This is a genomic window from Rhodococcus sp. ACPA1, from assembly GCF_002300195.1.
Classification (GTDB): Bacteria; Actinomycetota; Actinomycetes; order Mycobacteriales; family Mycobacteriaceae; genus Rhodococcus_F; species Rhodococcus_F opacus.
Map to the genome: position 1 here is coordinate 721,892 of NZ_NSDX01000005.1, position 18,658 is coordinate 740,549.

Here is an 18,658-nt window from a genome sequence, read left to right on the forward strand (position 1 = left end):
AGAGGGCGATGGACACCGAGAAGCCCACCGAGAAGTCCACCGGCAACGCCGCGACGGTCATCATCGGCCAGAAGGTACGTGCCGGATCCGAGGAGGCCTTCGAAGCCTGGCAGCAGGACATGAACACCGCCGCATCCCACTACCCGGGGTTTCTGGGCGCCGAGATCTCGGCGCCCACCGCCGTGCAACCCGACTGGGTCGTGGTCTACCGCTTCGATTCCGTGGCCCACGTGCAGGCCTGGATCAACAGCGCCACCCGGCAGCACCGGCTGGACGAGGGGCAGCAGTACTTCGACGGCCCCGCCACCCAGCAGGTCATCAGCGGGGGCACGCGCGAGTCGGATCCGCTCGTGACGGTCGTCGTGACGCACCGTGTCGGTCCGGAGCACGTCGACGACTTCCTCGCGTGGCAGGATCGACTGCGATTGGAAGAGAGCAAGTTCGACGGCTTCCGCGGAAGCGAACTCTTCCGGCCCATCGAGGGAGTTCAGGACGAGTGGACCGCGCTGTACCGCTACGACAACGCCGCCGACCTCGACAGGTGGCTCACGTCGGCGAAGCGTCAGGAACTTCTCGCGGAGGGGGAGAAGTTCCACGACTTCGAATTGCGCACCATCGACAACTCCTTCGGGAGCTGGTTCGCGTTCGACGAGAACGGCAACGAGGCGCCGCCGCCGTCCGAAACCAAGACGTCGATCGCGGTGTGGGTCGGTCTCTATCCCACCGTCGTGATTCTCACCCTCGCGCTGTCGCCGCTGAAGATGCCGTTGTGGCTCGGACTGCTCGTCGGAAACCTGCTGTCCAGCTTCATCATGAGCTTCGTGACGATGCCGTACTACGTGAACCGGGTTTTGGGGCGCTGGCTGCGGCCGCCCCCCGATGTTCCGGAAGCGGCAACGAACCGTCGAGGGATCGCGATCGTCGCCGGGGTTATGGTGTTCTGGGTCATCGTCTTCTACCTGCTGACCCGCCAGTTCTGGACCCTGCCCTGAGAAGAAAGATATGGGTGCCTCATGTCAGCCTCGGAGATCCGCGTGAGCCGAACGATCGATGCGCCCGTCGGCGCCGTGTGGGCGGTCATCACCGATCTGGACAACGCCGAATCGGTTCTGAGCGGTGTGGAGAAGCTCGAGAGGCTGGACTCGACGAAATACGAAGTCGGCACGCGCTGGCGTGAGACCCGGGTGCTGTTCGGCAAGTCGTCGACCGAGGAAATGTGGGTCACGGAGATCGACCCGGAGAAGCGCACCGTGGTGAAGGCGTCGTCCCACGGCGCGGACTATACGACGGTGTTCACCCTGGAGCCCGCCGGTGACGGCACCAACCTGACTTTCCACTTCTCAGCGGAAGCAACTGGGCTCGGCGCATTGTCGAAGTTCATGATGAAAGTGTTCGGCTCCTTCGCGCTGAAGGCCACCACCAAGGCGATCCGGCGCGATCTCGACGACATCGCCGGCGCCGCCGAGAAGCAGGCCGGCTGACCCGCTCCATCTACCGCCCACCGAGAGGCACGGACCCTTGCCCCGCGGGGAGCGCGGGGAGGGCGCCCAACAGCAGCGGCACCAGCGTGGTGGATTGGGGTTCGGCGCGGCCCAGTCCGAACTTGCGCACCTCCGTGCCGCCCGGCCCGGAGCCGCTGACGAGCAGGTCGGCGCCGCTGGTGGTGCTGGTGGTGGCCACCTGCACACCCGTCCCCGGCGCGCCGCCGGCGAACGGTGCGAACGACGCGATCTGAGTGAACACGACGTCGCCGGAGTGGTGGTTCGGGCTCTCGAGATACATGGCCGGTTCACCGTCGAGGCGTGACCCACTCGACCACACACGAACAGTGCCGTCGCCGCCCAGCATGCCGGTGACGATGCTCTTCGCTCCGCCTTCGGCACCGGCCACCCACCCCGTCGAGAGTGAGACACCGCCGAGGTAGCTCTCGTCGAAAGCGACGAACTCCGACGTCATCCGCGGTCCATCGGTGTGGCCGGCGTGCTCGTCCGCGGTGCCGTCGGCAGTCGCGGCGGCGGTCGGCTCGAACAGGTCGTAGCGGAACGTCTTCACGCGAGGCGCTTCTCCCGGACCCGGGGCGGTGACGATGCTTGCCCGGCCCGATGCGGCGTCGACCAGGCCCGTCGCGACGGTCACCCCGGACTGCGACCCGGGATAGGGGGTGAAGCTCGAGAAGACCTCGGGTGCCGCGCCCTTCTCCGTGGGCAGGGTGGACGAGAACACCTTCACCTGCGATTCGGTGCCGGGACCCGTGCCGGCGATGATGTTGTCGGCCAGCGCGTTTCCGTCGATGTCCGCACCCGCGACGGTGACGCCTCCGCGGAAGCCGTCGTCGAACGGGGCGAACCGGGTCAGCTCGGCGGTGAACGGGCCGGAGCCGACATCGTTGCCGTCGTACGCGACGACCTCCGGCGCCACGCCCGCACCGGTCCCGGCGACGAGGTCGAGGATCATGTCGCCGTTGACGTCGGCCATCGCCACCGTCGGGGTGCCCTCGAACGACGGGAACGGTGTGACCGCAGCGATCACCTTGTCGCCGTTGCCGTCGTGGACCTGCACGGTGGCGGGGGTGCCCGCCGAACCCGGCACCGCCACCGCGTACGTCGACACCTCGGGGATGACGTTGACGGTGGCCATCAGTCCGTTGTCCTCGTGGTTGAGGCGATGGCAGTGGATCACGAAAGTGCCCGTGTATTCCGTGAACTTCGTGCGCAGCGTCACCGATGCGGGCACGAGCGGGTTCTCGTTCGCGTCGGTGACGGGCGCCGGCACGTTCACGTTGTCCTCACCCCACGGTTGCACCCCGGTCCGGGTGCCCGCGATCGGGTCGACGATCTCCATCACCTGGAAGTCGTTGACGTGGATGTGCATCGGATGCTCGTCGTTGTTGAGGTTCGTGATCAACCATTCCTCGACCGAATTGAGGCGCGGCTGGATCAGCGGGATGTTCGGGAACGTGTTGTCGGCGAACTCGTACGTGAAGGCCTTCGGGTCGCTGTTGCTGGCCTTCTCGTTGCCGAACCCGCCCGAGACCGTGAGGGTGCGCTTCACGTCGGGGGTCATCACCGACGTGTCCACGAAAGACGTGTACGCGTCGAGGTTCTGGCCGGGCTCGAACGGCGTGGTCTTCCCTTCGCCGCTGTCGGGTGTGACGTGCAGGAGGGTCTGGGTGGGGAAGGTGAAGAAGCCGTCGGCGTAGCTGATGACCGACGGGTCGACGGTCACCGTGCCCAGCTCGGCCGGTGGGTTGTCGGTGCCGTCGTTGGTGTAGAGCACGCCGGGGTTGGTGACGGGTTTCGCCCCTTCGAGCGGTGGCATGTCGAGCACCAGATCGCCGGTGTCCGGCATCGTCACGGCGATCGCGTACCGCGACCCCGGCGGGATGACGAGCCGGGTGCCGTCACCGCCGACGGGCAGCTGCACCTGAGTGAGGGGGTTTCCGTCCTGGCCGACGACGGAGAACTTCGGGTGGTTGCCCGTCGCGGTCTCGGTGAGTCCGAGTGGCATGTAGGCGAAATCGCTGATGTTCGCCAGCGACCAGATCTCCGTTTGGCCCGGCTTCAGTTTCAGCTCCGGCTGGAACTGCCCGTTGACCGTGTACTGCACGTCGCGTTCGTTGTCCGGCAGCGACGGGTCGGCGGGAATATTCGTCGAATCATTGCTGAAACTCTGGAGATTGCCCGGCACGAACTGGTTCTGCCCGCGATGGTTCGCCGGCGACAGCGGCCCGGAATACCAGTTGGTGACGTACTGGGCGCCCTCCGTGGTCTCCGAGAAGTTCACGGGCGCCAGGCTCGGCTCGTACGTTCCGTCGGCGAGCTGCGTCCCCTCCGGCGGCGTCAGCGTACTCACGAACTGTGGCCAGTTCGGGTCGTTCAGCTGGTGGCCGTTGCCTTTACGGTCGAAGACGAAGTTGTACTGCAGCGCCATGTCGCGGATGGGTACGTCGTTCTGCGTGACGAGGGGAAGGTTGCCGTCGGGCCTGCCGATCTCCAGCAGTCCCGCGAGCCCCGCATACGTCTGCTGCGCGGTCATCGTGTGACGGTGGCTGTGGTACCAGTACAGGCCGTTCGGCATGTCCTTCGGCACCGCGTAGTCGTAGACGTTGCCCATCCCGGCGGGAATGTCGAGCAGCACGTTGTCGGCGTTGCCGTCCGGGCTCACGTGCAAACCGTGGGTGTGCAGGTTCAGCGGCGCCGATTCGAGGGCCGGGGGATAGATCGGGACCTCCCTGCCCGCCGGGGTGAACGCGGGGTCGTAGAAGTCCTCGACCGTCAGGTTCCGGAGATCGTTGTCGTAGTGGATGATCAGGCGCTCACCCGGATCGACGCGCAACGTCGGTGCCGGGTAGACGTCGTCGCCCGTGGTCGAGCCGTCCGAACTCGTGCCCTGCAGAACCTCGTAACCGAAGACCAGGAAGCCCGACACCGGTTCCGAGACGGTGTCGAGGTCGACCGTGCCCTGATGGGCCGACAGTCGAACCTCGAGCACCCCGTTCTCGCTCGACAGCGTGACCGGCTCCTCGTAGGCGACCGGGGTGCCGTCGGGGCCGGCGTTGCCACCGCCCGCAGTGGTCGGCTCGTCGGACGTGCATGCCGTCAGCATCAACGTCATGGACGCGACCACTGCGACGGCGAGGGCGGCGATCGGCTTCCCGCGACGGACGACCATGGGTGTTCCCCGTTCCACGACGGCAGCTGAGCAGCATCGATCGACGATTCGAAGACTACACAGGGAACTTGGCCGTGCGCTGGGAATTCGCTACCTGCCGAGCGCCTCCTTCCACGACACGACCTTGCCGATCCGCAGGATCGAGCGCTGGTAGATCTTCGCGGCCAGCACGCTGAGTGCGGCGGTCACCGCGAGCATCAGAGCGACCGTGACGACCACCTGGACCGGGGACGCCACGCCGGCGGCGATGCGCAGCGGCATCAGGATCGCCGAGAACGGCGGAATCCAGCTGAGGACGTTGCTGAGGGTGCCGTCCGGGTTGCTCACCGAGGAGAAGGCGCTGAAGAACATGATGACGATCAGCACCATCAGCGGTGACGCGGTGGCGTTGACGTCCTCCTGCCGCGACACCATCGACCCGGCCGCGGCGTAGAGGACCGCGAAGAACGCGAATCCGAGCACGAACCAGCCGAGCGTTCCGGCCAGCACCCCGATCGCCGTCCCCGTCACGGTGAGCACGCCCGTCGCGAGTCCGGCGGCGACACCCACCACACCGTAGGCGGTCAACTGGACGAGACCGACCGCGCCGATGCCGATCACCTTGCCCCAGAGCAGCTGCAGCGGACGAAGGGTCGACAGGAGCAGTTCCACGACGCGGCTCGACTTCTCCTCGACCACACCCATCGCCACGTACATGCCGAACATCATGATCTGCATGTACAGCAGGACGACCACGGCGATGGAGAGGGCCACGCGCTGACCCTTCTCGGGGTCGGGCGGATCGAGTGCGTCGACGGTGACGACCGCCCGGCCGGTCGCCTCGGCAAGTTGCGCGGGGTCCACGCCCTGTGCGGCGAGCGCGCCGGCCTGCGCCTGCTGCACCACGGCCGCGTCGATCACAGTGCGAAGCCCGGAGCCGATCTCGGATTCGGTGACGGCCGTGACGGATCCGCCGGTGCCGGGAATCAGGGCGACGTCGAGGTCACCGTTCCCCACCTCGTCGCGCGCGGCCTGCTCGTCCGCGGCCGGGACGACGTCGACCGGCGTCCCGACCGCGTCACCGGTGGCGACGAGAGCCGGCGCGAGCGACTGGTCGCCGACGAGTCCGATGGTGGCGTGTTCGTCGTCGCCGCCCGAGAACAGCGAGTACGCGACGATGCCGCCCACGATGGCCAGCAGGATGATCACGTTGCTGATGACGAAGCTCTTCTTCGCCACCTGTGTCAGGAATTCGCGGCGGGCCACGAGGCCGATCGCGCGGGCGGGGCTCAGTGGGGCACTCATGCCGTGACCACCTCTCGGAACAGATCGGTCAGGGTGGGCCGGTGCAGCGAGAATTCGTGCACCGGCCCGGTCTTCAGGGCGGTGTGCAGGATCAGCTGGTCGTCCACGTCGGTGTCGAGCGACAGCAGGGTCCGGCCGTCGAGGTGACTGATCGTGGTGACGCCTTCGAGATGGTGTGCCCAGCCGACCGGCGCTTCCGGCGCGTGGACTTCGAGTTGGGCTTTGCCGCCGCCGCGCAGTTCGTCGACGGTGCCGATTGCACGCATCCGGCCGTGGCTGATGATGCCGACGCGGTGGCACAGGCGCTGGACGAGTTCGAGCTGATGGCTCGAGAAGATCACCGGCACTCCGGTGTTCGCCTTCTCCACCAGCACGTCGCTCATGACGTCGACCGCGACGGGGTCGAGCCCGGAGAAGGGTTCGTCGAGAACCAGCACCGCCGGATCGTGGACGAGCGCAGCGGCCAGCTGGACGCGTTGCTGATTGCCCAGCGAGAGTGCGTCGACGGTGTCGCCGACACGGTCCGCGATGCCGAGTCGTTCGGTCCAGCGGGCGACCGCCTCCCGTGCCGCCGAGCGGGAAATGCCGTGCAGTTCGGCGAGGTATTCGAGTTGCTTGCCCACCTTCATCTTCGGGTACAGCCCTCGTTCCTCCGGCATGTACCCGATGGTGCGCCGCACATCCAGGTCCACCGGCTTGCCGCCGAGACGGACCTCGCCGGAATCGGCGGACAGGACGCCCAGGGCGATGCGCATGGTGGTGGTCTTGCCGGCGCCGTTGCTGCCGACGAAACCGAAGATCTCACCGGGGCGGACCTCGAAGGACAGGTCGTCGAGTGCGACGACCTCGCCGTACCGTTTGGAGATGCCGTCGATCGTGAGGGTGTGAGACATGGGTCCTTCCCGTTCTGGAGTGCGGGTGTTCCTACGAAGCGAGGTCGTCGGGGTCGGGATCGGGTTGCGTCCAGCCGAGGATCATGGCGGGCGTGCAACCCCCGACCATCAGCGCGGTGACGACGAGCAGTCCGGCGGCGTACGGCACGTTGCCGTGATCGCCGTCCAGCGCGCCGACGAAGATCAGGTACAGCGCGGGAACGAGCGTCAGTAGCTGGGTGACCGTGAGTCCGATCGACCGGGCACTGTTGCGCTGCTGGATCTCCCACTCGTCGAGAGCGTCGCGCGGAGCGTCCCCCTGCCGCCCGGACACGATCTGGAGCATCGTCCACAGGGGGAAGAACAACAGGCACGCGGGCAGCCACAGCAGCGGCCCGACGACCATGTCGAAATGGCAGACGATGCCGACGGCGGTCATGAACACGAACGTGACCGCGAGGGCGACCACCAGGATTCGTCTGCGGCTGCGCGTCCGCCACGCCGGTAGCCACGTCCGGTAACGGCGTTCGTTCTGGAGGAATCTGCGCGTCCGGAACCCCTGGTACCGCTCGATCAGATTGGTCTCAGACATGGGAACTCTCCCCGCTTCCTGTCGTGGACGGCGGTCGGTCGGTGCGATACAGCTCGGTGGACAGGGGTCCGAACTCGGTGCGGGAGAAAATGGCTTCCACCGGCAGTTCGAACACCCACGAGATACGGAACGCCAGGTCGAGGCTGGGGTAGTGGTCGCCCCGTTCGAGCGCGCCGACGGTCTGGGGATTGACGTCGATGAGTCCCGCCAGCTGAGCCCGGCTCATCCCGCGTTCGGCGCGAAGAACGCCGATGCGGTTGTAGATGGGGAGGGCGTCCCCACGCCGTACTGGACTCATGTAACAAAGTGTTGTGAAAACCCAACAGTTTGTCAACGGTGCACAACGGCGACGGGCGCCAAAATGACAGGTTGACCCTGGGGAATTGCGTGGCAGAGTGGAGGCGATTCGCGCGGGACGGCAGGAAAGGACAGGATTACTGACGTGACCTACACCATCGCTGAGCCCTGTGTCGATGTTCTGGACAAGGCATGCATCGAAGAATGTCCAGTCGACTGCATTTACGAAGGCGGCCGGATGCTCTACATCCACCCCGACGAATGCGTCGATTGCGGCGCCTGTGAGCCGGTCTGCCCCGTCGAGGCGATCTTCTACGAGGACGACGTCCCGGACCAGTGGGTGGAGTACACCAAGGCGAACGCCGACTTCTTCGACGACCTCGGTTCCCCCGGCGGCGCGGCGAAGCTGGGCAAGGTCGACTACGACCCGCCGTTCGTCAAGGCGTTGCCGTCGATGGCCGAAGGCGACTGACTACTCCTCGGACAGCCGGCCGCCGTCCATCCGCCACCGGCGGGTGCTGCGTGTCGAATCCAGCATCCGCCGGTCGTGGGTGACCAGCAGCAGCGTGCCGTCGAAATTCTCCATGGCCTGCTCGAGCTGTTCGATCGCGGGGAGGTCGAGGTGGTTGGTGGGTTCGTCGAGCACCAGCAGGTTGACGCCCCGCGCCTGCAGCAGGGCGAGGGCGGCGCGGGTGCGTTCGCCGGGTGACAGCGACGCCGCCGGCCGCAGCACGTGGTGTCCCTTGAGCCCGAACTTCGCGAGCAGTGTCCGCACGTCGGCGTCCGGCCAGTCCGGGATCTGCGCCGCGAACGCATCGGCCACCTTCTCGCCGCCCTCGAACAGGCCGCGGGCCTGATCGATCTCGCCGATCGCCACACCCGACCCGAGTGACGCGGTGCCCGCGTCCAGGGCGATCGTGCCGAGCAGCACCTTCAGCAGGGTCGTCTTGCCGGAACCGTTGGCGCCGGTGATGAGGATCCGGTCGCCCCAGTCCACCTGAGTGGTGACCGGACCGAACGTGAACTCGCGGTCCCCGCCCCACGCGACGGTGGCGCCGTTCGCCGTCGCCACGACCGATCCGCTGCGGGGGGCGGTGGCGATCTCCATCCGCAGTTCCCACTCCTTCCGCGGTTCCTCGACCACCTCGAGCCGCTCGATCCGGCGTTGCGTCTGCCGGGCCTTCGCCGCCTGCTTCTCGGTGGACTCGGTGCGCAGACCCTTGCCGATCTTGTCGTTGTCCTTCGCCTTGCGACGCGCGTTCCGGACACCGTGCTCCATCCAGTTCCGCTGCATCTGTGCGCGGTCCTCGAGGTCCGAACGGGTCCCGGCGTACTCCTCGTACGCCTCCCGGGCATGCCTGCGCGCGATCTCCCGTTCGGCGAGATACGAGTCGTAGCTGCCGTCGTAGACCGCGATCTGCTGCTGCACGAGGTCGAGTTCCACGATGCCGGTCACGGTGCGCGCCAAGAATTCTCGATCGTGACTCACCACTACCACGGCCGCCCGGCTCTCGGCGACGAAACGCTCGAGCTGCTCGAGCCCCACGAGGTCGAGGTCGTTGGTCGGCTCGTCGAGCAGCAGCACGTCGTACCGGGACAGCAGCAGCGACGCCAATCCGGCGCGCGCCGCCTGCCCACCGGACAGCGACGTCATGTGCGCGTCGAGCGGCACTCCCAGCCCGAGTTCGCTCACGACCTTCTCCGCGCGCTCGGCGAGGTCGGCGCCGCCCAGTGCCAGCCACCGCTCGAGGGCGGGGGAGTAGAGATCCTCCTCCGACTCGCCGAGCGTTTCGGCGGCCGCGTTCATGGTGTGCTCGGCCTCGGTGACGCCGGTCCTGCGGCCGAGGAAGTCGAGCACCGTCTCGCCGGCGATCCGGTCGGGTTCCTGGGCGAGGTAGCCGACGGCAGCGTCGGGCGGGCTCAGCACGATACTGCCCTCGACGTCCGCCGAGCCGATCCCCGCGAGGGCGGTCAGCAGCGTCGACTTGCCGGCACCGTTCGCCCCCACGAGTCCGGTCACGTCGCCCGGGGCGACGGTCAGGTCGAGGCCGGCGAAGAGGGTGCGCTCACCGCGCGAAGCCGACAATCCGCTGATGCGCAGTGTTGCAGTCACCCGGCGATTATCCACTCAGCGTTTGACGAGGCGGAACCAGCGGGGGTCGGCCTTCTTGAGCGGTCCCGGCATACCGGTCGTGTCCGCGTCGACATCCGACACGAGTTTCCACTTCTCGAACGTCCGCTCCACGTCGGAGCGGGAGACCCCACGCGGCAGCGGGCCGCGATGTCCCGGCCCGAAAGCGAACATCAGCAGGGTGGCGTGCGGTTCGCTCACGGTCGTGACGTTCTCGGCATACGCGACCCGGTCGTGGTCGCTGAGCCCGTGGTAGCACCCCACATCCATGATCAAGTGGTACCCGCGGCCGACGGCGTGCTCGAGGTCGGTGGCGTCCGCGTGCATGAAACGCACGTCGACGCCCGCCTTCCGCGCCTTGGACCGCGCCTTGTCGAGGGCCAGCTGGACGGTGTCGATCCCCGTCACCTGCCACCCCCGCCGGGCCATCTCGATGGCGTGGTCACCGGTGCCGCATCCGATGTCGAGGACCTCTCCCGGTGGTGCGTCGAAGGGATCGAGCAACGTCTCGATCTGGCTTCCGAAGACGCGGCCCGCTTTCACCCAGGGCGTGATCTTGAACCGATAGGCCAATGTGTATCCGAGGCCCATGTCCGCCCCTTCCACCGGGCGCGTCACCACCTGAACGCCGATGCCGTCGGATTACCCGGTCGCACCGAAACAACACGCGAAAGTCCACATTCTGAGACGGCGGGAACATCTGGTCCGGGAGCCCGGTTGGACAGTCCCATGGGTTTCAACAATGCACAGAGTCCTGTACCTACGGTCACGCTCAACGACGGGAACAGCATTCCTGCCCTCGGCTTCGGCGTGTGGCAGGTGCCGGACGACGAGAGCCACGCCGCGGTCACCGAGGCGCTGAAGGCCGGGTACCGCAGCATCGACACCGCCAAGATCTACGAGAACGAAACCGGAGTGGGCCGCGCGCTCGCGGACTCCGGACTTGCCCGTGACGAGTTGTTCGTCACCACCAAGCTGTGGAACGACGACCAGGGCTACGACTCCACGCTCCGCGCGTTCGACGACAGCCTGAACCGCCTCGGGCTCGACTACGTCGACCTCTACCTCATCCACTGGCCCGTGCCGTCCGCGGACCGCTACGTGGACACGTTCAAGGCCTTCCAGAAGATCAAGGCCGACGGGCGTGCGCGGTCGATCGGTGTCTCCAACTTCACCCCGGAGACCCTCGACCGTCTGATCGCCGAGACGGGCGAGGTGCCCGCGATCAACCAGGTCGAGCTGCACCCGCGGTTCAACCAGGCCGACCTGCGCGCCTTCCACACCGGCAAGGGCATCGCGACCGAGGCGTGGAGCCCGCTCGGGCAGGGCACCGTCCTCGAGGACGAGTCCATCGCGAAGATCGCTGCAGCGCACGGTAAGACGACCGCGCAGGTGATCATCCGGTGGCACCTGCAGATCGGCAACGTGGTCATCCCCAAGTCGGTGACGCCGGAGCGCATCGCCGCCAACTTCGACGTCTTCGACTTCGAGCTGACCCCCGACGAGATCAACACGGTCGGTTCGCTGACCCGGGCCGACGGGCGCATCGGCCCCGACCCGGCAACGCTGGGCTCCTAGACCAGCCGGAAGTCCGCGAAGTCGAAGCCCGGGGTGACGACGCAACTGACGAGAGTCGGTTCGTCGCCCTCGGGCTTCGCTCGCTGCCAATGTCGCGGCGGGACCAGCAGCTGTGGTTGCTGGCCCGCCGCGACGTCTGCGCCGAGGATTTGCGCGTCCGGCGCCGCGGGTTCGCTTCCGTCCCCGCCGAGTTCGAGCCGCAGGGGGCTGCCCCGGTGGTACAGCCAGATCTCGGCGCTGCGCACGCTGTGCCATTCCGACTGCTGTCCGGGCATCAGGAGGAACAGGATTGCGGTACCGGCCGCCCGCGGTCCGGGGTAGTCGCCGGGCAGGCTCCCCTCCGGGATCGTGACGTCGCTGCGCCACGTCTCGCGGTACCAGCCGCCTTCGGGGTGCGGGGCGAGGTCGAGGGTTCGGGCCCATTCCGGTAATTCCGTCATGGCCGCCATTCTGCCGCCCGGCGCCGCGTCCGGGGGTGCGCTGCACCACCCCTGGGGTGTCTTATCTCGGAGGGCCGGAGCCGCGAGAGTCGTAGGTGTTCAGAAAGCGGGGGCACGAAATCCCGCACACCAGCGACGAACAGGAGACAACATGCTCGGAATCATGCTCGGACTCGGCGGAGCCGCAATCGGACTCGGAATCGGCGTCATGGCCCTCGGGGTCGGACTCCTTCTCAGTGACGCGACGATCAAGCACGATGTCGGCGAACTCCCCGACTGACTCCATGTGGGTCGACACCCGTCGGGGGCGGGTCCGGGCGCGAACAGCGGCCCGTACCCGCCACCCGCTGGCGTGGTTTCACTCGGTTCTCACCCGCAAACGCGGTGTTGCCGTCCAGACGCCGCCTGCCAGTGCCGGTGAGGTGCTCGAACGTCTCGTCGACATGCCGCTCAGCGTCTGGACCTACGGTTTCGATCACGATTCGGTACGACACCTGGGCCCGATGGCACAGGATTTCGCCACCGCATTCGGTCTCGGTTCCAACGACCGCCGCATAGCGATGGTCGACGCGAACGGGGTGTGCATGGCGAGCATCCAGGCCCTGTACCGGCGGGTCATCGCGCTCGAAGCGGAAGTGGAACGCCTGCGGAGGTAGCGTCCGAGTCCGGTTTTGCGTCCCGGCGTCCGCCCGGCCGCCACCAGTTGGCGTTGCCCAGCAGGTACATCGTGGCAGGCACCAGCACCATCCGCACGATCGTCGCGTCGATGAGGACCGCGGTCGCGAGTCCGACGCCCATCATCTTCACGGTCACGTCGCCGTCGAGCGCGAACCCGGCGAACACCGCCACCATGATCGCCGCGGCGCTCGTGATCACCCGGCCCGTCGACGCCAGTCCCTCGACGACGCTCCGGTGCGAGTCGCCGGTGTCGAGCCAGCGCTCACGTATCCGGGAGAGCAGGAACACCTCGTAGTCCATCGACAGGCCGAACAGGATGGTGAACATCAGGATCGGCACCCAACTCGACACGGGAAGCGCATGCGGAAGTCCGAGTAGCTGCGCGCCCCAACCCCATTGGAACACCATCACCATCACGCCGTAGGCGGCGGCCACCGACAGCAGGTTCATCACGGCCGCCTTCACCGCGACCACCGGCGCACGGAACACGAAGGTGAGCAGCACGACCGACAGTGCGACGACGAACGCGATCACGAGCCACAGCCGTTCGGCGAGGCGAGCGGAGATGTCGGCGAACGTCGCGGTGAGCCCGGTGACGTGGACGCCGTCGGCGGCGTCGGACCGGATCCGCTCCAGCAGTTCGGTGCTGCGGGGATCGCTGGGGCCGGTGGTCGGCTTCACCGAGATCAGCGCGGCCGTCGAGTCGGAGTTCAGCAGGACGGGCGTCACCGAGGCCACCCCGGGTTCGGCTGCCAGTTCACGCGCGAGGGCCGGAAGCTCGGCTGCCGGAACCTTGTTCAGGTCGACTGCCACCATCAGGGGTCCGTTGGCGCCGGGCCCGAACTCGGAGTCGATCAGGTCGTACGCCTGACGGATCGTGTTGGCGGCCGGCGCGCTGCCCGCGTCCTGCGGCCACGTCCGCATGCCCAGAACCGGAGCGGCCAGGAGGAGCAGCACCCCGAGCGCCGTCAGGGCCCACAGCCACGGGCGGCGGCTCACCCGGATCGCCCACCGTTCCGTCAGCGGCGACGTCGTGCGACGTTCGGCCCGGGCACGGGACCTCTTGCCCAGCACCCGCGTGCCCGCCAGCCCGCACAGTGCGGGCACCAGCGTGACCGAGGTGAGCATCACGATGCCTACCATCGCGAACGTGGCGTAGCCGAACGACGCGTACATCGGCAGCCCGGACAGTCGCAGCCCGAACAGGGAGACGAGGACGGTGGTGCCGGCGAAGATCACCGACGTCCCGGCCGTGGAGTTGGCGGCCGCGACGGCGTCCCGCACCGACATGCCGGCCCGCAGTCCCTCCGTGTACCGGGTGACGAGCAGCAGCGCGTAGTCGATCCCGACGCCGATGCCGACCATCGTGGCGATGGTCGGGGCGATGGTGCTGATGCTGGTGAACCCGGCCATGATCGTGATGAGCCCCGACCCGATGCCGACGCCGACGAGCGCGACGGCCAGGGGCAGTCCGGCGGCCACCACGGAACCGAACGCGAACACCAGGATGATCAGCGCCAGGATCATGCCCACCGCCTCGGCGGTGCCCGACGGCTTGGAGATGTTCTCCGGCACCTGTCCGCCCAGTTCCACCTGCAGCCCCTGCTCCTGAGTGTCGGCCACCGCGGCGTCGAGGGCGTCGACTCCCTCGCTGCCGTGGAAGTCGGTGACCGGGATGCGGTAGTTGAGGCTGATCACGGCCGTGTCGGAGTCCTGGGACAGGCGGGGCGGCGACACGGAGCTCACACCGTTCACGTCGGCCAGTCTGGTGCCGAGATCGGTGAGGACCTGTGGGTGGACGATTCACAGTACTGCGCCACCCCCGCCCAGCTACCGTTGAGTAGTGCGGAGGTGGTGGCGCATCGTGGCGTTGCTCGCACTGGTCAGCGTGCTGTGGGCACCAACTGTCGGTGCGGATCCGTTGCGGGCCGGATCGACCCCCGGCGCGGTCGTCGACTCGTCCGAGTTGCCGGCCGAGCTCTGGCTCCGCGGCACCGGCAGCGCCTACCGGATGACGTATCTGACCACCGACCGGCACGGCATCACCCCGTGCACCGGGATGGTGTTCGTGCCGCCCGGTTCACCGCCCGCCGGGGGCTGGCCCGTCATCGCGTGGGCGCACGGAACGGTCGGGGACTCCGACTCCGACGCACCGTCCGTGACCGGGGTCGACAGGGAATCCTCCGACTACGTGAGCAGCTGGCTGCAACTCGGTTACGCCGTGGCCGCCACCGACTACGTGGGCCTGGGCACCCCCGGGGTGCCGCCCTACCTCGACGGGAAGGTCGCCGGGCGCAGCGTCGTGGACTCCGTGCGCGCCGCCAGGGCGATCGACGCCGATCTCTCCGCCACATGGATGGCGGTCGGACTGTCCCAGGGCGGGCAGGCCGCGGTGTTCGCCGCACACACCGCCACGACGTACGCGCCGGAACTCGACTACCGCGGGGCGGTCGCGAACGGGGTGCCGTCGAACATCGAGATGGTGGCGAACTGGAGTGGTCCCTCGTTTCCGCTGCAGGGCCTCGCGGGTCTCACCGTGTACATCTCGTACCTGATCGCCGGGGTCCGTGACGCATATCCCGAACTGGACATCGACAGCTACCTGACCCCGGTCGGAAAACAGTTCGTGGACGCCGCTCCCGAAGTGCCGTTCCGGCAGTTCGCGGCCATGACCCGCAACGTGTCGGTGGCGCAGATGCTGTCCCGGGCACTCGACGTCCCGGCGCTGCAGGACGCGTTGCGCGAATACCTCGAAGTCCCGGTCGCGGGTTACGACCGTCCGCTGCTGCTCGTGCAGGGGGTCACCGACGCGTCGGTGCCGATCCCGCTGACGGAGAAGCTGGTCGCCGAGATGCATAGTGCGGGAACGGATCTCGACTACCGAGTGTATTCGGGTGGTCACTTCGGCAGCATGTACCAGGCCGGTCCCGACCAGGCAGCGTTCATCGCCTCGCTGATCAGGTAGGGCGTTCGGATCCGGCCGGCACGCCGAGGTGCCGGGTGAGTTCGCGGGCCGCGGCCTGCCCGGCCCGGTTCGCCCCGATCGTCGACGACGACGGGCCGTAGCCCACGAGATGAATCCGCGGATCCGACGCCACCTGGGTGGCCAGGCGCCCCGTCATCGTGATCCCACCGCCCGGCCCGCGCAGCCGCAGGGGTGCGAGATGATCGAGGGAGCTGCGAAAACCGGTGCACCACAGGATCACATCGACCTTCAGCTCGCGGCCGTCGGACCACCGGACGCCGTCCGCGGTGATCTCGCTGAACATCGGCTGCCGCGCCAGCACCCCGCGTTCGCGGGCGACGCGGATCGCAGGCGTCACGGGCAGTCCCGTCACCGACACCACCGAACCCGGCGGCAGCCCGCGACGGACCCGGTCCTCGACGAGAGCGACGGCGGCGCGGCCGATCTCGGGCGTGAACGGCTCGTCCCGGAACTCCGGTGGGCGGCGCGTCACCCACGTGGTGGTCGTGACGCGGGAGATCTCGTCCAGCAACTGCACCGCCGAGATGCCGCCGCCCACGACGAGCACGTGCTGTCCCGCGAAGTCCTGCGCCGAGGAGTAGTCCTTGGTGTGCACCTGGCGACCGGTGAACGACTCGGCGCCGGGGTAGCGGGGAATGAACGGGCGTTCCCACGTTCCCGTCGCGTTGATCAGACCGCGGGCCGACACGACGCCGCGGTCGGTCTCGATCCGCAGACGCTCGCCACGGGCACACACCACACGCGTGTGGACGGGACGGTGCACCGGCAACTCGAACTGTTTCTCGTAGGTCGCGAAGTACTGGGGAACCGCGCTCGCCGCATGCACCAGCGCGGCCTCCGGGTCGTTCGGGTCCACGCCGATCGTGTCGGCGAAGCCGAGCCCGGGAAGGTCGTGGACACCGTTGACGGTGCTCAGTGTCAATGACGGCCACCGGAACTGCCACGCGCCGCCGGGCCCCGGGGCGTGATCGAGCACCACGAAACCGGACTCCGGTTCCACCCCGAACCTGCGCAGATAGTAGGCGGCGGACAGCCCCGCCTGCCCCGCGCCGACCACGGCCACGTCCACATCGCTGTTCATGTCGGTCCTCACCTCCCCCCTCACAACTACCGGAGAGCCTCGTGTGTTCCGGCCGATTTGGCTGTGGTTGGCTGAAGACGTCCAGTCGGGTGGGCAGGGGAGAATTCGTCAGTGGACAGCAATCACGAAGAAAGCGAGTGGACATGATCGGGACGAGTCGTGACGGCGACGTCTTCACCCTCGAACTGCAACGCCCCGACCGTCGCAATGCGTTGAACACCGAGATCTGCGAACTCCTGCGGGAGGAGACGGAGAAGTCCGTCACCGACGGCGCACGGGTGATCGTCCTCACAGGGCAGGGCAGCGCGTTCTGTGCCGGCGCCGACCTGTCGGGCGACGTGTACGCCGACGGATTCACGGACACGCTGCTCGAGATGCTGCACACCATCGACTCGGTGCCCGTCCCCGTCATCGCCGCGATCAACGGCCCCGCGATCGGCGCGGGCAGCCAGCTGGCGCTCGCCGCGGACCTGCGTGTGGTCGCTCCCGAGGCACGCTTCGCCATCCCGGCCGCCAAGCTCGGGATCTCCGTGGACCGGTGGACGGTGCACCGGCTGGCCGCCCTGATCGGCGGCGGACCGGCACGAACGATCCTGCTCGGTGCGGAGGAGGTCGGTGCGGACGAGGCGCTCGCGCACGGCCTCGCCAACAAGCGCGGCGACCTCGCCGTCGCACAGCAGTGGGCACACTCGATCGCGCGCCTGGCGCCGCTGTCGCTGCAGCACCTCAAGATGGTGCTCAACGACGACGGCACCCAGAGCCCGCCGCCGCCCGAGCAGCTCGCGGCGTTGCATGCGGCGTGGAAGAGCTACGACGCGCAGGAAGCGCGAGCGGCACGCGCCGAGAAGCGTCCGCCGGTCTTCCGGGGTCAGTAGCCGCTCGGCGCGCCTTTCCCGCACGCGTGGTTACAGTTGTCGGGGTGAAAGCGAAGAACGCTGTGACGACTGTTCTGGCCACCGCCGCCCTCGGGTGGCTGACGCGGGCTGCGTGGGGGCTTCCGTCTCAGATCGGTGCGTCGCGTGCCAAGGTGCGCCCGTACGCCGCGACGTCGCCGCGGTACCGCGACCGCCAGTTCCACAACACCGATCCGAGCAGCATGATGCTGCCCGGATCGGAAACCGGGATCGTCAAGGCACTGATCACGCGGGGCAGCGCGGGACGCCCGCGCAGGCCGATCCCGCTTGCCACACCCCTCGCGCCCGTCGAGGCCGCCGACGCAGCAGTCACCTGGTACGGCCATTCGAGCGTGCTCGTCGAGGTCGACGGGTACCGGGTGCTGGCCGACCCGGTGTGGAGTCATCGGGTGTCGCCGTCCGCGATTCTCGGTCCGTCCCGCATGCACCCGACCCCGGTCCCGCTCGCCGACCTGCCCGTTCTGGATGCGATCGTCATCTCGCACGATCACTACGACCACCTCGACATGGCCACCGTGCAGCAACTCGCCGCCACCCAGAAGGCGCCGTTCGTCGTTCCGGTCGGGCTCGGTGCGCACCTGCGTCAGTGGCGGGTGCCGGAGGAGCGGATCGTCGAACTCGACTGGGACGAGTCGACCACGTTCGGCGAACTCACGCTCACGTGCACCGAGGCCCGGCACTTCTCCGGGCGCGGGCTGGTACGCAACACCACCCAGTGGGCGTCGTGGGTGCTCGCCGGACCGAACCGGAAGGTGTTCTTCGGCGGCGACAGCGGGTACACGCCGCGGTTCGCCGACCTGGGCCGCCGGTACGGGCCGTTCGATCTCACGCTGCTGCCCGTCGGCGCCTACGACACGCGGTGGGCCGACATCCACATGAACCCGGAGGAGGCGGTGCAGACCCACGCCGACCTCAACGGCGGCGACGGCACCCGCGGACTGCTGGTGCCGGTGCACTGGGCCACGTTCAATCTCGCATTCCACTCGTGGTCCGAGCCGATCGTCCGGCTGCTCGCGGCCGCGCAGGAGAAGGCCACCCCGGTGGCCGTGCCCATGCCCGGACAGCGCATCGACGCGTTGAAGCCGACGGCCCAGACACCGTGGTGGTCCGCACTCGGCTGAGTCCGGCGCGCAT

At 68.0% G+C, this 18,658-nt stretch carries 19 protein-coding genes; 9 read left to right on the forward strand and 10 right to left on the reverse strand.

Annotated elements, in window-relative coordinates:
- The first annotated feature begins 8 nt into the window (after positions 1–8).
- On the forward strand, positions 9–992 hold the full coding sequence (locus CJ177_RS27765) for an antibiotic biosynthesis monooxygenase (protein ID WP_095869096.1): 984 nt from the start codon (positions 9–11) through the stop codon (positions 990–992).
- 21 nt (positions 993–1,013) lie between these two features.
- Positions 1,014–1,481, forward strand: a complete 468-nt coding sequence (locus tag CJ177_RS27770) for an SRPBCC family protein (RefSeq protein WP_095869097.1) — start codon at positions 1,014–1,016, stop codon at positions 1,479–1,481.
- 10 nt (positions 1,482–1,491) lie between these two features.
- Here CJ177_RS27770 and CJ177_RS27775 read toward each other — a convergent pair whose 3' ends face one another.
- The 5 genes from CJ177_RS27775 to CJ177_RS27795 all read right to left on the reverse strand — a co-directional run bounded on the left by CJ177_RS27775 (position 1,492) and on the right by CJ177_RS27795 (position 7,717).
- A complete protein-coding gene (locus CJ177_RS27775) occupies positions 1,492–4,671 on the reverse strand; it encodes a multicopper oxidase family protein (RefSeq protein WP_095869098.1) in 3,180 nt (1,059 codons plus the stop codon).
- Positions 4,672–4,761: 90 nt separating this feature from the next.
- The gene (locus CJ177_RS27780) at positions 4,762–5,955 is read right to left on the reverse strand and encodes an ABC transporter permease (protein WP_095869099.1); all 1,194 of its coding nucleotides are present in this window, start codon (positions 5,953–5,955) and stop codon (positions 4,762–4,764) included.
- The gene (locus CJ177_RS27785) at positions 5,952–6,848 is read right to left on the reverse strand and encodes an ABC transporter ATP-binding protein (protein WP_061041564.1); all 897 of its coding nucleotides are present in this window, start codon (positions 6,846–6,848) and stop codon (positions 5,952–5,954) included. Before CJ177_RS27785 ends, CJ177_RS27780 begins: the two co-directional genes overlap by 4 nt.
- A 31-nt stretch (positions 6,849–6,879) precedes the next feature.
- Positions 6,880–7,419 carry a hypothetical protein gene (locus CJ177_RS27790; RefSeq protein WP_005244052.1) on the reverse strand — a complete coding sequence of 180 codons (540 nt, stop codon included), beginning with the start codon at positions 7,417–7,419 and terminating at the stop codon, positions 6,880–6,882.
- The gene (locus CJ177_RS27795) at positions 7,412–7,717 is read right to left on the reverse strand and encodes a helix-turn-helix transcriptional regulator (protein WP_061041565.1); all 306 of its coding nucleotides are present in this window, start codon (positions 7,715–7,717) and stop codon (positions 7,412–7,414) included. The genes CJ177_RS27790 and CJ177_RS27795 overlap by 8 nt, the downstream gene beginning before the upstream one ends.
- A gap of 144 nt (positions 7,718–7,861) precedes the next feature.
- On the opposite strand from CJ177_RS27795, the gene fdxA reads away from it, so the two are divergent.
- A complete protein-coding gene (gene fdxA, locus CJ177_RS27800) occupies positions 7,862–8,188 on the forward strand; it encodes a ferredoxin (RefSeq protein ID WP_095869100.1) in 327 nt (108 codons plus the stop codon).
- On the opposite strand, the gene CJ177_RS27805 is transcribed toward fdxA, so the two are convergent.
- Both CJ177_RS27805 and CJ177_RS27810 read right to left on the reverse strand, forming a co-directional pair.
- On the reverse strand, positions 8,189–9,829 hold the full coding sequence (locus CJ177_RS27805; RefSeq protein WP_061698066.1) for an ABC-F family ATP-binding cassette domain-containing protein: 1,641 nt from the start codon (positions 9,827–9,829) through the stop codon (positions 8,189–8,191).
- A gap of 15 nt (positions 9,830–9,844) precedes the next feature.
- On the reverse strand, positions 9,845–10,438 hold the full coding sequence (locus tag CJ177_RS27810) for a class I SAM-dependent methyltransferase (RefSeq protein WP_061698065.1): 594 nt from the start codon (positions 10,436–10,438) through the stop codon (positions 9,845–9,847).
- 138 nt (positions 10,439–10,576) lie between these two features.
- Here CJ177_RS27810 and CJ177_RS27815 point away from each other — a divergent pair, with 138 nt between their 5' ends.
- The gene (locus CJ177_RS27815) at positions 10,577–11,425 is read left to right on the forward strand and encodes an aldo/keto reductase (RefSeq protein WP_095869101.1); all 849 of its coding nucleotides are present in this window, start codon (positions 10,577–10,579) and stop codon (positions 11,423–11,425) included.
- On the opposite strand, the gene CJ177_RS27820 is transcribed toward CJ177_RS27815, so the two are convergent.
- A complete protein-coding gene (locus CJ177_RS27820; RefSeq protein WP_025431922.1) occupies positions 11,422–11,865 on the reverse strand; it encodes a cupin domain-containing protein in 444 nt (147 codons plus the stop codon). The two genes, CJ177_RS27815 and CJ177_RS27820, sit on opposite strands and share 4 nt — an antisense overlap.
- Positions 11,866–12,016: 151 nt before the next feature.
- On the opposite strand from CJ177_RS27820, the gene CJ177_RS48420 reads away from it, so the two are divergent.
- Positions 12,017–12,145: a hypothetical protein gene (locus CJ177_RS48420; protein ID WP_009478066.1), complete on the forward strand. Its 129-nt coding sequence runs from the start codon at positions 12,017–12,019 to the stop codon at positions 12,143–12,145.
- A gap of 4 nt (positions 12,146–12,149) precedes the next feature.
- Positions 12,150–12,521, forward strand: coding sequence for a hypothetical protein (locus tag CJ177_RS27825; protein ID WP_005244028.1), 372 nt, complete (start codon positions 12,150–12,152; stop codon positions 12,519–12,521).
- Here the strand turns inward: CJ177_RS27825 and CJ177_RS27830 are convergent.
- The gene (locus tag CJ177_RS27830; RefSeq protein ID WP_306453406.1) at positions 12,481–14,346 is read right to left on the reverse strand and encodes an MMPL family transporter; all 1,866 of its coding nucleotides are present in this window, start codon (positions 14,344–14,346) and stop codon (positions 12,481–12,483) included. The two genes, CJ177_RS27825 and CJ177_RS27830, sit on opposite strands and share 41 nt — an antisense overlap.
- Before the next feature lie 61 nt (positions 14,347–14,407).
- Here CJ177_RS27830 and CJ177_RS27835 point away from each other — a divergent pair, with 61 nt between their 5' ends.
- Complete coding sequence (locus tag CJ177_RS27835) at positions 14,408–15,508, forward strand: lipase family protein (protein WP_095869243.1); 1,101 nt, start codon at positions 14,408–14,410, stop codon at positions 15,506–15,508.
- Here the strand turns inward: CJ177_RS27835 and CJ177_RS27840 are convergent.
- Complete coding sequence (locus CJ177_RS27840) at positions 15,501–16,610, reverse strand: NAD(P)-binding domain-containing protein (protein ID WP_095869102.1); 1,110 nt, start codon at positions 16,608–16,610, stop codon at positions 15,501–15,503. The genes CJ177_RS27835 and CJ177_RS27840 overlap by 8 nt on opposite strands.
- A gap of 143 nt (positions 16,611–16,753) precedes the next feature.
- Here CJ177_RS27840 and CJ177_RS27845 point away from each other — a divergent pair, with 143 nt between their 5' ends.
- Positions 16,754–17,485 carry an enoyl-CoA hydratase gene (locus CJ177_RS27845; RefSeq protein ID WP_005244016.1) on the forward strand — a complete coding sequence of 244 codons (732 nt, stop codon included), beginning with the start codon at positions 16,754–16,756 and terminating at the stop codon, positions 17,483–17,485.
- A gap of 44 nt (positions 17,486–17,529) precedes the next feature.
- Positions 17,530–18,645 carry an MBL fold metallo-hydrolase gene (locus CJ177_RS27850; protein ID WP_005244014.1) on the forward strand — a complete coding sequence of 372 codons (1,116 nt, stop codon included), beginning with the start codon at positions 17,530–17,532 and terminating at the stop codon, positions 18,643–18,645.
- The last annotated feature ends 13 nt before the right edge of the window (positions 18,646–18,658 follow it).